12 protein-coding genes and 1 tRNA gene are annotated in these 15,467 nt (G+C 57.6%); 7 read left to right on the top strand and 6 right to left on the bottom strand.

Features of this window, described 5'->3' with window-relative positions:
* Positions 1–18: 18 nt before the first annotated feature.
* The gene (locus IYV58_RS02910) at positions 19–1,281 is read right to left on the bottom strand and encodes a tyrosine-type recombinase/integrase (RefSeq protein ID WP_195729403.1); all 1,263 of its coding nucleotides are present in this window, start codon (positions 1,279–1,281) and stop codon (positions 19–21) included.
* A 163-nt stretch (positions 1,282–1,444) separates the two neighbouring features.
* A tRNA-Leu gene (locus IYV58_RS02905) sits at positions 1,445–1,529 on the bottom strand.
* 234 nt (positions 1,530–1,763) lie between these two features.
* Here IYV58_RS02905 and ahr point away from each other — a divergent pair.
* The 6 genes from ahr (at position 1,764) to IYV58_RS02875 (ending at position 7,940) form a co-directional block, all read left to right on the top strand.
* Positions 1,764–2,783, top strand: coding sequence for an NADPH-dependent aldehyde reductase Ahr (gene ahr / locus IYV58_RS02900; protein WP_004108819.1), 1,020 nt, complete (start codon positions 1,764–1,766; stop codon positions 2,781–2,783).
* 190 nt (positions 2,784–2,973) lie between these two features.
* Complete coding sequence (locus IYV58_RS02895) at positions 2,974–3,846, top strand: carbohydrate ABC transporter permease (RefSeq protein WP_142469201.1); 873 nt, start codon at positions 2,974–2,976, stop codon at positions 3,844–3,846.
* Complete coding sequence (locus IYV58_RS02890; RefSeq protein WP_032694864.1) at positions 3,836–4,723, top strand: carbohydrate ABC transporter permease; 888 nt, start codon at positions 3,836–3,838, stop codon at positions 4,721–4,723. Before IYV58_RS02895 ends, IYV58_RS02890 begins: the two co-directional genes overlap by 11 nt.
* Positions 4,724–4,733: 10 nt before the next feature.
* Positions 4,734–5,558 (top strand): phosphodiesterase, encoded by an 825-nt coding sequence (locus tag IYV58_RS02885; RefSeq protein WP_142445955.1) that lies wholly within the window; start codon positions 4,734–4,736, stop codon positions 5,556–5,558.
* A 5-nt stretch (positions 5,559–5,563) separates the two neighbouring features.
* On the top strand, positions 5,564–6,637 hold the full coding sequence (locus tag IYV58_RS02880; RefSeq protein ID WP_004128298.1) for an ABC transporter ATP-binding protein: 1,074 nt from the start codon (positions 5,564–5,566) through the stop codon (positions 6,635–6,637).
* Positions 6,630–7,940: an ABC transporter substrate-binding protein gene (locus IYV58_RS02875; protein ID WP_004108836.1), complete on the top strand. Its 1,311-nt coding sequence runs from the start codon at positions 6,630–6,632 to the stop codon at positions 7,938–7,940. Before IYV58_RS02880 ends, IYV58_RS02875 begins: the two co-directional genes overlap by 8 nt.
* 136 nt (positions 7,941–8,076) lie before the next feature.
* On the opposite strand, the gene iolE is transcribed toward IYV58_RS02875, so the two are convergent.
* Genes iolE through iolD form a run of 4 tightly spaced genes read right to left on the bottom strand, consistent with a single transcriptional unit; the run spans position 8,077 to position 12,928 of the window.
* Positions 8,077–8,976 (bottom strand): myo-inosose-2 dehydratase, encoded by a 900-nt coding sequence (iolE, locus tag IYV58_RS02870; RefSeq protein ID WP_087829745.1) that lies wholly within the window; start codon positions 8,974–8,976, stop codon positions 8,077–8,079.
* Between the two features lie 24 nt (positions 8,977–9,000).
* Entirely contained in the window at positions 9,001–9,885 is an 885-nt protein-coding gene (locus IYV58_RS02865; RefSeq protein WP_049112879.1) for a sugar phosphate isomerase/epimerase family protein, read from the bottom strand.
* A 41-nt stretch (positions 9,886–9,926) separates the two neighbouring features.
* On the bottom strand, positions 9,927–10,940 hold the full coding sequence (locus tag IYV58_RS02860; protein WP_004098145.1) for a bifunctional inositol 2-dehydrogenase/D-chiro-inositol 1-dehydrogenase: 1,014 nt from the start codon (positions 10,938–10,940) through the stop codon (positions 9,927–9,929).
* Positions 10,941–10,987: 47 nt separating this feature from the next.
* A complete protein-coding gene (gene iolD / locus IYV58_RS02855) occupies positions 10,988–12,928 on the bottom strand; it encodes a 3D-(3,5/4)-trihydroxycyclohexane-1,2-dione acylhydrolase (decyclizing) (RefSeq protein ID WP_004128293.1) in 1,941 nt (646 codons plus the stop codon).
* Positions 12,929–13,453: 525 nt separating this feature from the next.
* Between iolD and IYV58_RS02850 the strand changes: the two genes are divergently transcribed.
* Positions 13,454–15,367, top strand: a complete 1,914-nt coding sequence (locus IYV58_RS02850; protein WP_004128291.1) for a bifunctional 5-dehydro-2-deoxygluconokinase/5-dehydro-2-deoxyphosphogluconate aldolase — start codon at positions 13,454–13,456, stop codon at positions 15,365–15,367.
* Positions 15,368–15,467: the final 100 nt, after the last annotated feature.

The following is a 15,467-nucleotide window of genomic DNA, read 5'->3' as shown; positions in this document are numbered from 1 at the left end:
GGCCTCGCACTTTATCAACTATGTATATTTTTCTTTTGCAAATTCAAACGGTGTAATATAGCTGTTAGAGTTAGAACTTAAGTAGTCAGCCCACCACTGCACCATTAACCGTCGTTCTTCTAAATGCTGGGACGTATGAATATAAGCCGCACGCACATTATTACGCTCTGAATGGCTCAACTGCCGTTCTATCGCATCATCGCTCCATAAGCCTGATTCACCAAGCGCGCCGCGCGCCATAGTCCTAAATCCATGCCCACAAACTTCGGCTTTCGTGTCATAACCCATCGCGCGCAAGGCACTGTTAACCGTGTTCTCACTCATAACTTTCGCAGCATTGTGATCACCGGGGAAAAGCAGCGCTTTATCACCACTAATTTGCTTAAGCTGTTCCAATAACACCATAGCTTGTCGGCTAAGCGGAACAATGTGTTCCTCTTTCATCTTCATGCCACGATGAGAGTAACGCACGCCTTTAATTTCTTCCCGCTTTGCTGGTATGCGCCATATTGCTTTTTCAAAGTCGAACTCTTCCCACCGCGCAAAGCGTAACTCACTGGAACGAACAAAAGTGAGTAAAGAAAGTTCTACAGCAATCCGAGTCATCATTCGGCCACGGTATGCAGCAAGACGCGCAAGAAATTCAGGGAAGCGGCTGGAAGGTAACGCCGGATAGTGTCGTGCTTTGGTTGTCGATAGCGCACCGGCCATATCACTAGCAGGGTTTGAGTCGATGTAATCGTTCTGTACGGCATAGCGCATAATGGCCGTGACACGTTGTTGCAGGCGCTGGGCGACATCATGCTTGCCGCTGGCATCAACTTTCTTGATCGGAGCCAAGAGATGACTGGTTTTGAGCTGCCGAATGTCGGACGAGCCGATATGGGGGAAAATATAAAGCTCAAGATAACGGAGAACGCGCGATCGATGGTCTTCACTCCATCTCTTGTTACTGACATGCCATTCGCGGGCGATAGTTTCAAAAGTATATGCCCCAGCGTTTTCAGCCTGAGCTTCCTTCTGTTCAGCTTTTGGGTCAACCCCCTGCCCTAACAGCTTTTTAGCTTCATCACGTTTTGCTCTTGCCTGAGCAAGCGTTACAGTAGGCCACACACCAAATGCCAGGCGATCCTCTTTTTTGTCTGGGGGGCGTCTGTATTTCATGCGCCAGTATTTAGAACCCGTGGCTGAAACCTCAAGATACAACCCACCACCATCGGCCATTTTGTAGGTTTTGTCTTTGGGCTTTGCGGTCTCTACCTGCCTGGCGTTGAGCTTCATTTGGGGGCACATTTCTAATCGAAGTTAAGATGCCCCCAATTATGCCCCCAATGACATCCGGATTTCAACGGACAACCTCGGACGACTCAGGACGTAAAAATCGCTGATTGCATTGATTTTTAAGGGATAATTGGACTTTCTCGGATGGTCTTGGAAGTACTAATGGTGCCGAAGGCCGGACTCGAACCGGCACGTATTTCTACGGTTGATTTTGAATCAACTGCGTCTACCGATTTCGCCACTCCGGCACGGAAAGGATACGGAAAACGTTCTGGATTATACCTGTCATACGCTGCCATGCAAGCAACGTTGCATTCACCTGCCACCAAGTGATGAATTTTTCATCGGCTCAGTGTGTTAGCCTCTTCAGGGTACATTTTTCCCTCCTCTATAACCCCCCTTCCCCCCTCCTTCTGCCAGGCGTCCCCTCGCCCCATGCTCTACACTTCCTTCTTAACTACGCCAAACCCAAGGAAACTGTCATGAGCACTATTAAAAGTTACGCCGCCAAAGAAGCGGGCGCCGATCTGTCGCTGTGGGAGTACGATGCCGGCGACCTTAAGCCGGAAGATGTCGAAGTGCAGGTGGAGTACTGCGGGATCTGCCACTCCGACCTGTCGATGATCGACAACGAATGGGGCATGTCGAGCTATCCGCTGGTGGCCGGTCACGAGGTGATTGGCCGGGTGGCGGCGCTGGGCAGCGCGGCGCAGGATAAGGGGCTGAAGGTTGGCCAGAAGGTCGGCATTGGCTGGACGGCGCGCAGCTGCGGCCACTGCGACGCCTGTATCAGCGGCAACCACGTGAACTGTCTGGAAGGCTCGGTGCCCACCATCATCAACCGCGGCGGCTTCGCCGATAAGCTACGCGCCGACTGGCAATGGGTGATCCCGCTGCCGGAAAACGTCGATCTCGAATCCGCCGGGCCGATGCTCTGCGGCGGCATTACCGTCTTCAAACCGCTGCTGATGCATCACGTCACGGCGAACAGCCGCGTCGGCGTCATCGGCATTGGCGGCCTCGGCCATATCGCCATCAAGCTGCTGCACGCGATGGGCGCGGAAGTCACCGCCTTTAGCTCCAATCCGGCGAAAGAGCAGGAAGTGCTGGCAATGGGCGCCGATCGTGTGGTGAACAGCCGCGATCCCGAAGCCTTAAAGGCGCTGGCCGGCCAGTTCGACCTGATTATCAACACCGTCGCCGTCGACCTCGACTGGCAGCCGTACTTTGAAGCGCTGGCGTACGGCGGCAACTTCCACACCGTCGGCGCGGTAATGAAGCCGTTCCCGGTCCCCGCTTTTACCCTGATTGGCGGCGACCGCAGCATCTCAGGTTCGGCCACCGGCAACCCATCCGAGCTGCGCAAGCTGATGAAATTCGCCGGACGCAGCAAAGTCGCGCCGACCACCGAGCTGTTCCCCATGTCGCAGATCAACGAGGCGCTGAAGCACGTTCGCGAGGGCAAGGCCCGCTACCGCGTGGTGCTGAAAGCCGACTTCTGATCAACCCTCGTCATGCTTCAGGCCGCAGCCGCGCGGCCTGAACGCCACTGACCGGGATGATGCCGGGCGGCCCGTCTGCCCGGCGCTTGTTTCCCTGGTCATTAAACCGTCATCTCCCCGCCATACGTTTGCAGTCAATCCTTCTCACAATCCGGGCTTCTACAAACGCCTGAATGAGACGTCCGCCACCATGAGAAAAACCTGGCTCCCCTGGCTGATACTGTCGCCTTCCCTGCTGTTTTTATTACTGTTTACCTGGTTCCCGCTCGGGCGATCGGTCTATGATAGCCTGTTCGATACCCGCATGGTCAGCGACGGCGGCCAGTATGTCGGGCTGGAGAACTTTAGTCGTCTGTTCACCGACAGCGTCTTCTGGCAGTCGCTGGCGAATAACCTGCTTTATATCCTGCTGACGGTGGTACCGGGCGTGACCCTCGCCCTGCTGCTGGCGGTCGCCCTGACCGAGAATCACCGCGTCAACCGCTGGCTGCGCACCGCCTTCTTCTTCCCGATGATTATCCCGATGGTCAGCGCCGCCGCGCTGTGGCTGTTTATCTTTATGCCCGGCCTTGGCCTGCTCGACCACTATCTGGCGAAGCTGTTCGGACCGATGAACAACAACTGGCTGGGGCGCAGCAATAGCGCGCTGCTGGCGCTGGCGCTGATTGGCGTGTGGAAGTTCGCCGGTTACTACATGCTGTTTTTCCTCGCCGGGCTGCAAAGCATTCCGGCCTCCACGCGCGAAGCGGCGATCATGGAAGGCGCCACCCGCACGCAGGTGTTCTTTAAGGTCACGCTGCCGCTGCTGCGCCCGACCCTGAGCTTTGTGATAACCACGGCGCTGATCTACTCCATCACCCAGATCGACCACGTGGCGGTGATGACCCGCGGCGGGCCGGATAACGCCACAACCGTGCTGCTCTACTACATCCAGAACCTCGCCTGGGACACCCATGATTTAGGAAAAGCTTCCGCCGCCACCTTCCTGACGCTGGCCGGGCTGTTTGCCTTCTCGCTGATTAACCTCAAACTGCTGGAGAAAGGAGCGCACTATGAGCGCTGAAATCTCGCCGCTGGCGCTGCGATCGCACAGCGCATCGCGCCCACTCTGGCTGCGCCTGCGCCGCTCGCAGCCCTTTACGCTCACGGTATTAATGTGCTGCCTGGCGCTGCTGTGGATGAGTCCGTTTTTATGGATGCTGGCGACCTCGTTCAGCGCCACGACCTTCGGCGAGGATATGGCCTCGCTGCTGCCCCGTATGCCGCTGACGCTGGATAACTTCCGTGATGCCTGGGCCAGCGCCGACTGGCTGAGCCTCTACGCCAACACCCTTATCTTCACCTTCGGCACCTTCTTCGTGCAGCTGTTGACCATCACCACCGCCGGCTACGTCTTCGCCTGCCACGAGTTTCGCGGCAAGAAGACGCTGTTCCTGATGTTCCTCGTCCAGCTGATGATCATGCCGGTGGTGATGATGGTGCCGAACATGCTGACCCTGAAAACCTTCGGCCTGCTCAACACCCTCACCGGGGTAATGATGCCCTACTTCACCTCGGCGTTCGGCGTGTTCCTGATGCGTCAGGCGTTTCTGTCCATCCCCAAAGAGCTGGAAGAGGCGGCGCTGATGGAGGGCTGTCGCTGGTGGCAGGTGCTGTTCCGCGTGCTGCTGCCGATGTCCTGGCCGTCGGTGCTGGCCTTCGCCACCGTCAGCATTACCTACCACTGGAACGAGTATCTGTGGCCGCTGATGATGCTGAACGACCCGGACAAACAGGTGCTGACCGTGGGACTGGTCTCGTTCGCCATGGGCGCCGAATCCGGCGGCCAGTGGGGCATCATTGGCGCCGGCACGCTGATGGTCTGCCTGCCGCTGATGCTGGCCTTCATCCTCTTCCAGAAACAGTTCCTGCGAAGCTTCGGCTTCTCCGGGATCAAATAAGGAGCTCTTCATGCTGTTAGCGCAAATTTCCGATACCCATTTCCGCAGCCGCGGCCAGAAGCTGTACGGCTTTATTGACGTCAACGCCGCCAATGCCGACGTCGTCTCCCAGCTGAATGCCCTGCAGGAGCGTCCGGACGCGGTGGTGGTGAGCGGCGATATCGTCAACTGCGGCCGCCCGGAAGAGTATGAGGTCGCCCGCCAGATCCTCGGCAGCCTGAACTATCCGCTGTATCTCATTCCCGGCAACCACGACGATAAAGCGCTGTTTCTGGAATACCTGCATCCGCTGTGCCCGCAGCTCGGCCGCGACGCGCAAAACATGCACTACGCGGTAGACGATTTTGCCACTCGCCTGCTTTTTATCGACTCCAGCCGGGCGGGTACGTCGAAAGGCTGGCTGACCGAGGAAACCATCAAGTGGCTTGAGGCTCAACTGTTTGATGGCGGCGATAAACCGGCGACGGTGTTTATGCATCATCCGCCGCTGCCGCTGGGCAACGCGCAGATGGACCCTATCGCCTGCGAAAACGGCCATCGTCTGCTGGCGCTGATTGAACGTTTCCCGTCGCTGACGCGCATTTTCTGCGGCCATAACCACAGCCTGACCATGACCCAGTATCGCCAGGCCATCATCTCCACCATCCCGGGAACCGTCCACCAGGTGCCCTATTTTCATGAAGATACACGTCCGTATTACGACCTCTCTCCGGCGTCGTGCCTGATGCATCGCCAGGTCGACGAGCAGTGGGTGAGCTATCAGCATCCTCTGACCCACTACGCCGGACCGTGGATGTACGACGAAAATATCAGCTGCCCAACGGAAGATTGCTAAACGCCATGCTTAGTCTGCAAAACATCAGTAAACAGTTTGATGGTAAACATGCTCTCAGCGCCCTGTCGCTGGATATTCGCGAAGGGGAATTCGTGGTGCTGGTGGGCCCGTCCGGCTGCGGTAAAAGCACCCTGCTGCGCCTGCTCGCCGGGCTGGAGCCGGTCAGCGAGGGGGAGATCTGGCTGCACGATGAGAACATCACCGACATGTCGCCCAGAGAGCGTAATTTCGCGATGATCTTCCAGAACTATGCGCTGTTTCCGCACCTGTCGGTGCGCGACAACATCACCTTCGGCATGAAGGTACGCAAGGAAGAAAAAAGCGGTTGGCAGCCGCGGGTAGATAAAGTCGCGCAGATGCTGCAGCTGGAGACGCTGCTCGATCGCAAACCGGCGAAGCTCTCCGGCGGCCAGCGGCAGCGGGTGGCGATGGCGCGGGCGATTGTGCGCAATCCGCGCCTGTTCCTGATGGATGAGCCGCTCTCCAACCTCGACGCCCGCCTGCGTAGCGAAGTGCGCGACAGCATTATGGACCTCCACCAGCAGCTCAGAACCAGCACCGTCTACGTCACCCATGACCAGACGGAAGCGATGTCGATGGCCGACCGCATCGTGGTGATGAACGGCGGCCACGTACAGCAGGTCGGGCGACCGGAGTATCTGTACGCCAACCCGGCCAACCTGTTTGTCGCCGGATTTATCGGATCTCCGGCGATGAATCTGCTCTCACTGCCCTGCGCTGATGGTGAGGTATTACTGGGTGAGCTGCGCTATCCGCTGCCGCCGCGCTACCGTGATGAACCCCGGGTGTGGTTAGGCATTCGCCCGGAACATATCAGCGACCGCGTGGAAGAGAACCATCTGCGCTTGCCCGCCACCGTGCTGCAACGAGAACTGATGGGAGCCGATTATTTGCTCCACGTCAGCACCCCCATCGGCACCTTACGCTTTAGCCGTCGCCATCGCGGCGCGGTGCCGGAGAAAGGCGATTCACTGATCCTCGGCTTTTCACCTGCCGATGTGCATCTTTTTCATGCTGAGAAACAGCATAATTTACTGATGGAGACAGACCATGTTTAAACCTCTCACCGCTCTCGCGGTTGGGCTCAGCCTTGCCCTGAGCGGCGCGGCGCTGGCGAAAGAGAAGATCGACTTCATGTTTCCGGCGCCGGTGGACGGCAAGCTGACCATGGAGATGACCCGCGTCATTAAGCAATTCAACGAGTCGCAGCAGGATGTCGAAGTGCGCGGGATCTTTACCGGCAACTACGACACCACCAAGATCAAAGCCGAATCGGCGCAGAAGGCTGGGCAGCCGCCCGCGCTGGTGATTATGTCCGCCAACTTCACCACCGATCTGGCGCTGAAGGATGAGATCCTGCCGATGGACGAGCTGTTCCAGTATGGCGATCAAAAAGCCGGGGATTTCCTGGTGAAGGCGTTCTGGCCCGCAATGCATAAAAACGCCCAGGTGATGGGCACCACCTATGCGATCCCGTTCCATAACTCGACGCCGATCCTCTACTACAACAAAACGATGTTCGATCGGGCCGGGATCAAGCAGCCGCCGCAAACCTGGGCCGAGCTGCTGGCGGACGCCAGAAAGCTGACCGACGAAAGCAAAGGCCAGTGGGGGATCATGCTGCCGTCGACCAACGATGATTACGGCGGCTGGATCTTCTCGGCGCTGGTGCGCGCCAACGGCGGGAAATACTTTAACGAGGACTATCCCGGCGAAGTCTATTACAACACGCCAACCACCATCGGCGCCCTGCGCTTCTGGCAGAACCTGGTCTATAAAGACAAAGTCATGCCTTCCGGCGTGCTGAATTCGAAACAGATTGGCGCCAGCTTCTTCTCCGGCAAAGTTGGAATGGCGATGCTGAGCACCGGCGCACTGGGCTTTATGCGCGAGAACAGCAAAGATTTTGAGCTGGGCGTGGCGATGCTGCCGGCCAAAGAGCAGCGGGCGGTACCGATCGGCGGCGCCAGCCTGGTGAGCTTCAAGGGCATCAACGACGCCCAGAAAAAAGCGGCGTACCAGTTCCTGACATATCTGGTGAGCCCGCAGGTCAACGGCGCCTGGAGCCGCTTTACCGGCTACTTCTCCCCGCGTAAGGCCGCCTACGATACGCCGGAAATGAAGGCGTATCTGCAGCAGGATCCGCGCGCGGCTATCGCCCTCGAACAGCTGAAGTATGCCCATCCGTGGTACTCCACCTGGGAGACCGTTGCCGTGCGTAAAGCGATGGAAAACCAGCTGGCCGCGGTGGTCAACGATGCCAACGTTACCCCGGAAGCCGCGGTGCAGGCGGCGCAGAAGGAAGCCGATGCGCTGATGAAGCCCTACGTCGATAAGACCGCGCTGGCGGAAGTGAAGTAAAACTTTTCCCTCTCCCTGCACCTCTCCCAAAAGGAGAGGGAAACGCGTACAGCGTCGCTTATTCGCCACCAGGCAATGTCACGACAGAGGAAAAAAAGCAGGCCATACGACGTATGGCCTGAAAATAAAACAACGATTAGATTCCTGCCGTCTCGCGGATATATTTGCGCGCTTTTACGGCATATTCGAATGGGTTGGCCAGCGCCGGATCCTGCTCGGCCTCAACCACCATCCAGCCTTTATAGCCATGTTCGTCCAGCAGTTTAAACACCGGACGGAAATCAATGACGCCGTCTCCCGGCACGGTGAAGGTCCCCTTCTTCACGCCGTCAAGGAAGGAGAGCCCTTCGCGACGCACCTGCTCGATCACCGGCGGACGCACGTCTTTCAGGTGCACGTGATTAATACGCGGCAGATATTTTTTCAGAATCGCCAGCATCGGCTCTTCGCCGCCTTCGGAATACCAGGCGTGCCCGGTGTCGTAGAGCAGGAAGACTTTGTCATCCACCAGCGACATAAACTTGTCGATCTCTGCCGTCGTCTGGATACCGGTACCCATATGGTGGTGCAGACAGACCTGCATGCCCTTTTCCGCCGCCAGGCGACCGAGGGTGTTGTAGCCTTCCGCCACCCGCTGCCACTCTTCTTCGCTAAAGCACGGTTTCTCATTCTCCAGGATGGGCTTTTCCAGCCCCTGGATGCTGCCACTCTGCTCGGAACAGCCGATCACTTTTGCGCCCATAGCATGCAGGAAATTCATGTGGTTAACGAATTCATCAATGGTCTTTTCCCGCTGGCCGTTAGCAAAAAAGGTGCTGAACCAGGCGTTGCAAATATGAATGCCGCGGATATCCAGCATCGGCTTGAGAACCGCCGGATCGCGTGGATATTTGCTGCCGACTTCGCTGCCGGTAAAGCCCGCCAGCGCCATTTCGCTGACGATTTGCTGGAAAGTATTTTCGCTGCCCAGCTCCGGCATATCGTCGTTAGTCCAGCCAATCGGGGCGATAGCCAGTTTTACGTTATCTTTGTTCATAGTAGGGGCTCCTGCCGCTGCGCCTTACCGGCGCAGCAATTCACGTTCGATGAGTTCACGGGTTTCCACTGCCTGGTATTTTATTTTTTCCGGGTAACCGAACAGCGAGGTGGCCACAATAGGCTCACCGCCGACCTTGAAGGTCTGCTCGGCAAATTTCATATCGCGCAGAGTGCGGAACAGCGCGTCGAAATCAACATCCCCTTCCCCGACGCCCACGTGCTGGTGAACGACGGCATCTACGCCCGGCGGGTTAACGATATAGCGGCAATGTTTTGTATGGTTGCGGGTATCCGCGATCAGCACATGGGAGAGATCGCTCCCCGCGTAGCGCAGCATCTTCTCAACATCACCCACGCCTTTGTCATAGAAGAAGGTGTGCGGGACGCTGTAAACGTACTTAACGTTATCGCTGCGAAACGACTTCACAATATCGACGGTTTCGTTGTTCTCTTCGCAGAAGTCCCACGGATGTGCCTGAATTTCAACGCGGATGCCTTCGCGCTCAAAAATCGGCAGCAGCTCTTCCATGGAGCGATAGAACATCTCATCGCAAATCTCCGGCTGGTTAGGATCGCCGGAAAACTCGGTGTTGATCACCTGTACACCCATTTCAACCGCGATTTCGATCAGCCGTTTCCAGTTTTTCACTGCCGCCTGACGGCGCAGCTCATCCGGACCGGACCAGCGGTAGACGCAGATAAACGAAGAGAGCTCCACGCCGGTATCGCGCAGCGCCTGCTTGTACTCAGCCATAATTTCCCGGCTGGCCCGCGGGTGCTTGTAGAACGGGTTGATCTGCGGGTGCGGCGATTGCTCAATGTACTTGTAGCCCCACTCCGCCACCTGATGGACCATTCGGGTTACCCCGAGGTCTTTAATGACATCAACGTCAAAAGCAATTTTCATCGTCGTTACCTGTGCAAAGAAGTTCCGTCAGCAAAGCGGGATTAGCGTTTGTAGAATGCCGGGCATTCCGGCAGCGTCACCTCAACCGGCTCGCTGGTTTCCTGGGCTTTGATACAGGCGTCGGCAGCAACGGACGCCGCATAGCCATCCCACGCCGATGGGCCGTGCAGCTGGCCGGCCTGAACATCATTGATAAAGGCCTGCAGCTCAACGTCATACGCTTTGATAAAGCGATCCTTCCAGTCGGTCAGGATAGCGGTCGACAGATTAGCGGCTTTGCGCATCTGCACGGCCGACGGCTCAGGCAGGCGGGCAATCCCGGTTTCCCCTACCACTTCACACTGGATGTCGTAGCCGTACTGGCAGTTCACGAAGACTTCCACGTCGATCAGTGTGCCTTTTTTGGTTTCAAACGACACGATCTGCGGGTCTTTCAGGCGCGCGTGGGTGTGGGACGTGGAGCGCGGGAAGCGCACCTGCACGGAAACATAGTCGTCATTCAGCAGCCAGCGCAGCACATCCAGTTCGTGAATCAGGGTGTTAGTGATCGCCATGTTGGTGATGTAATCCTCGCCCACCGACTGGTTGCGGTGCGCGCAGCGCAGCATCAGCGGCGCGCCGATGTCGCCGTCATCGATCACTTTTTTCAGCGCCAGATAGCCTTCGTCGTAAGGGCGCATAAATCCAACCTGCACCAGGCGGCGACCAGCTTTCATTTCCGCATCAACGATGCGGCGGCAGCCTTCCGCGCTCATCGCCAGCGGCTTCTCGCAGAACACCGGCTTCCCGGCGGCGATAGCGGCCAGGGTGTACTCTTCGTGGGTGGGGTCCCATGAGGTGACCAGAATGGCATCGACATCGCTGGCTTTAATCACGTCATGACCGTCGGCATAAACTTCGGCATGCACGCCCGGCAGCGCTACCGCGGCGCGGGCGTTCTCTTCGTTGATGTCCGAAACCGCAACGACCGTGGCTCCCTGCAGTACCTGAGTGCAACGACGGATATGCTCTTTACCGATAGCGCCGGCACCGATGACACCTAATTTGAGTGACATAGTTGGTTTTCTCCCGAGATTTGTAGGGTTCAGGGTTTATGTTCTGTTTAGTAATCCCGCGCCTGAGCGCGTTTTTCATTGATCATTTGCGCCACCTTGCGGATCCGCTCGGAGAGCGCAGACTGCGCGACGCCGACGTTCCACCAGCTGCCGTATTTGTGCACCATGGTTTTCGGCAGCACTTTAATGTCTATTAGGGTACTGACGGTTTCGCGGCGCGCGGCGTCCAGCGCGTGGCGCAGTTCTTCTAGCGTCGTGACGCGCCAGGTTTTGCAGCCATAGCCGGCAGCGACGGTGGCGAAATCTACCGGCACCAGTCCGCCCTGCAGCTGGCCCGATTCGGCGCAGCGGAAGCGGAACTCGGTGCCGAAGCTGTCCATACCGTGCTCCATCTGCAGGTTGTTAATGCAACCGTTGGCCATGTTGTCGAGCAGCACGATGTTGATCTTCGCGCGCTCCTGCAGGGAGGTGACCAGCTCGGAGTGCAGCATCATGAACGAGCCGTCGCCGACCAGCGAATAGACCTCGCTTTGCGGTTGGGCTAACTTCACGCCCAGCGCGGCGCTGACTTCATACCCCATGCAGGAGTAGCCGTATTCCACGTGATAGGTGTTGGTGGCCCGGTTGCGCCAGACGCGCTGCAGGTCTCCCGGCAGGCTACCCGCCGCCGCCACAATTACCGCATCCGCCGGCAGCGTTTCGTTGAGTACGCCGAGAACGCTGCTTTGCGTCAGGGTGGAGTCGGTTATCTGGCGAAATTCGCGATACACCGATTCCCGATCCAGGTGGTCGTCTATTTCCGGGACGAAAGCGGTTTCCTGCCACACCGCCTGGTAAACGCGCTGGGTCTCTTTCAGCTGGCGGCTCTGTACGCTTTCAATCTGCTCTCCCCAGCCAGCCTGCCAGGATTCGCCGGACAGGGCGCCGTCCAGAGCGGTGAGGGCTTCGCGAGCATCCGCCAGCATCGGGATGCCATCCAGCTTCCAGGCGTCGAAGTTGCTGACGTTGATATTGAGGAAGCGCACGTCCGGGTGCTGGAAAATCCATTTTGATGAGGTGGTGAAATCGCTGAAACGCGTGCCAAGACCGATGACTAAGTCCGCCTCTTTCGCCAGCAGGTTCGCCGCCAGGCAGCCGGTTTCGCCGACGCCGCCTACGTTATAAGGATGCGAAGAGACAACGCTGCCTTTACCCGCCTGGGTTTCGGCAAACGGCACGCCGTAGCGCTCGGCAAAACGGGTCAACGCCTCGCCTGCGCCGGAGTATTTCACCCCGCCGCCGCAAACGATCAGCGGCTTACGGCTGGCTTTAATCGCCGCCACGGCATCCGCCAGCTGCGCGGCGCTGGCCGGACGGCGATCAAGGCGGTGTACCCGGCGGGTAAAGAAGGATTCCGGATAATCCCAGGCTTCACCCTGGACATCCTGCGGCAGACAGAGCGTGACCGCACCGGTTTCCGCCGGGTCAGTCAACACGCGCATGGCGTTGATGCAGGCGCTCATCAGCTGTTCCGGACGGGTGATGCGATCCCAATATTTACTCACCGCGCGAAACGCGTCGTTAGTGGTAATGCTGAGATCGTGGCTCTGTTCGATTTGCTGCAGCACCGGATCAGGCTGGCGGGTCGCAAACACATCGCCCGGCAGCAGCAGCAGCGGGATGCGGTTGGCGGTCGCGGTCGCGGCGGCGGTAATCATATTCGCTGCGCCGGGGCCAATGGAGGAAGTACAGGCAATAATCTGACGACGCAAAGACTGTCTGGCAAAACCGGTGGCGACATGCGCCATCCCTTGCTCGTTACGCCCCTGATAGACCCGCATTTCACCGCTATCTTGTTCAAGGGCCTGGCCCATTCCCAGCACGTTGCCGTGGCCAAAGATAGCAAAGATGCCTTTGACGAACTTATGCTCTTCGCCATCGACTTCCAGGTACTGGTTATCCAGGAACTTCACCAGCGCCTGCGCCATTGTCAGTCTCAGTTTGCCCATGTTGCCCAATCCTTATTGTCAGTATTTGCGTGTGGGTTAGCGTTTTGCCCTGCGCAGCGATACAAGCGATGAGTCAGGGAAACCGTTAACGCCACTGGAATACTTCTGGATTATAGGCAAACATTTTTTTCATTAAATAGAAATACAGAAGAAATATTTCATTTTGCGAGAGGGATCAAACTCTCTATGCATTTCACCCGTTTCATTCGCATCCTGTATACGGGATAACGCGCAAATTACGCGGCCCACCTCTTAATATCCCCTTAAAAATCATAGGTAAAGACCACATCCAAACGGGCTCCAGTTCAACTTTCAGCCGCAGCCCAGGATCCGAGGCAGAATGAGGCTCAGCGCGGCATAGTGGTATATCCCTCACATTTTTGGTTTTTTAATTTCGATCTAGTTTGCAAATGAAATATTTATTTCTCAAACTAAGGGTAACCAATAACCCTCAGGCTGTTTTCGGAGACGCTGTCGGCATTCCGACTCTTCCGTACAGCAGAAATGCAAAAGGAAACCCTAGCTATGAATGCAGCAGTAAAGCGACTCGACGTCATCTGTATTGGCCGGGTGGCAGTCGATCTCTATGCCCAGCAGATTGGCGCGAGGCTGGAAGATGTCGCCAGTTTTTCTAAATACCTGGGTGGCTCTTCCGGCAACGTCGCCTTCGGCACCGCCATTCAGGGATTAAAATCGGCAATGCTCGCTCGCGTGGGCGATGAGCATAATGGCCGTTTTCTACGCGAAACTCTGAGCCGCGCCGGCGTCGATACCGAATATCTGATCACCGATAAGCAGCGCCTGACAGCGTTAGTGATGCTGGGGATTAAAGATCAGGAGACGTTTCCGCTGATTTTTTACCGCGATAACTGCGCCGATATGGCCCTTTCGCCAGAAGATATTAAGGAAGAGTACATCGCCTCTTCCCGGGCACTGGCGGTAACCGGCACCCATCTTTCGCACGCCAACACGCGCGAAGCGGTGCTGAAGGCGCTGGAGTACGCCCGCCGCCACGGACTGCGTACCGCGCTGGATATCGACTATCGTCCGGTGCTTTGGGGGTTAACGTCTTTAGGCGACGGTGAAACGCGTTTCATTGAATCCGGCCAGGTAACCAGCCAGCTGCAGGAAGTCCTGCATCTGTTCGATTTGGTGGTGGGGACTGAAGAGGAGTTTCATATTGCCGGCGGCAGCACCGATACCCTGACCGCGCTGAAAAACGTGCGTAACGCCACAAAAGCGACGCTGGTTTGCAAGCGCGGTCCGATGGGCTGCGTGGTGCTGGAAGGCGCCATTCCCGACAGCTGGGATAGCGTGCCGCTGCAGCAGGGCGTACGTGTAGACGTGCTTAACGTCCTGGGCGCGGGCGATGCCTTTATGTCCGGCCTGTTGCGCGGCTGGCTTAACGATGAAGGCTGGGAGCAGGCCTGTCGCTACGCTAACGCCTGCGGCGCGCTGGTGGTTTCACGCCACGGCTGCGCGCCCGCGATGCCGACCAAAGCCGAGCTTGACGACTATCTGTCGCGGGCAGAATCGGTGCCGCGTCCGGATATCGACGCTCGCCTCAACCATCTCCATCGCGTCACCAGCCGCCGCCAGGCGTGGCCGGAGCTGTGCATTTTCGCCTTTGACCACCGTAAGCAGCTGGCAGACCTGGCGCTGGAAACCGGGCGTGATGAATCCTGTATTCCGCAGCTGAAGCTGCTGCTGCTGGCTGCCGCGGAAGCCGCTGCAGATGAAGCCGGTCTTGACGGTCGCAGCGGCATCCTCGCCGATGGCACCTACGGCCAGCGTTCGCTCAATGCCATCACCGGCAAGGGTTGGTGGATTGGTCGGCCGATTGAAATGCCGAGCTCACGCCCGCTGCGCCTGGAACATGGCAACATCGGTTCCCAGCTGATCGACTGGCCGCTGGAACACGTGGTGAAATGCCTGGTCTTCTATCATCCGGCCGATCCCGCCGAGCTGCGCGCCGAACAGGATGCGCTGCTGCTGGAGGTCTGGCAGGCGTGCAACAAGTCCGGGCATGAACTGCTGCTGGAAATCATCCTGCCGGAAAACGGCCCGGATAAAGATGAACGCCACTACCACGACATGCTGGAGCATTTCTATCAGCTGGGCATCCAGCCGGACTGGTGGAAGCTGCCGCCGCTGTCGAGCGCGGAATGGGAAAGGATCGGCAAACTGATCGCGCGCGAAGATAGCTGGTGCCGCGGGATCTTAATCCTCGGCCTCGACGCTCCTTCGGACCGACTGCGCGCCGGTTTTGCTGAAGCGGCGAAGCATCCGATGATCAAAGGTTTTGCCGTCGGGCGCACCATTTTTGGCCAACCTTCACGGCGCTGGATGCAGGGAGAGCTCAGCGACGAGGCGCTGATTAACGAAGTGAAACGCAACTACCTCACGCTCATCGGCTACTGGCGAGAAGCCCGCGGCTGATTCAGCCCAGGCCCGCATCCTCTTCAGAAGATGCGGGCTTTTTTCTGGATCTTCGTGAAATGAATCGCGTATTTCATCGTAGTAAATGAAAAATTCGCTT

Origin of the sequence: Klebsiella sp. BDA134-6 (assembly GCF_015601345.1) — a bacterium.
GTDB classification, from domain to species: Bacteria; Pseudomonadota; Gammaproteobacteria; order Enterobacterales; family Enterobacteriaceae; genus Klebsiella; species Klebsiella grimontii.
This window is presented reverse-complemented; position numbering and strand designations above follow the sequence as displayed.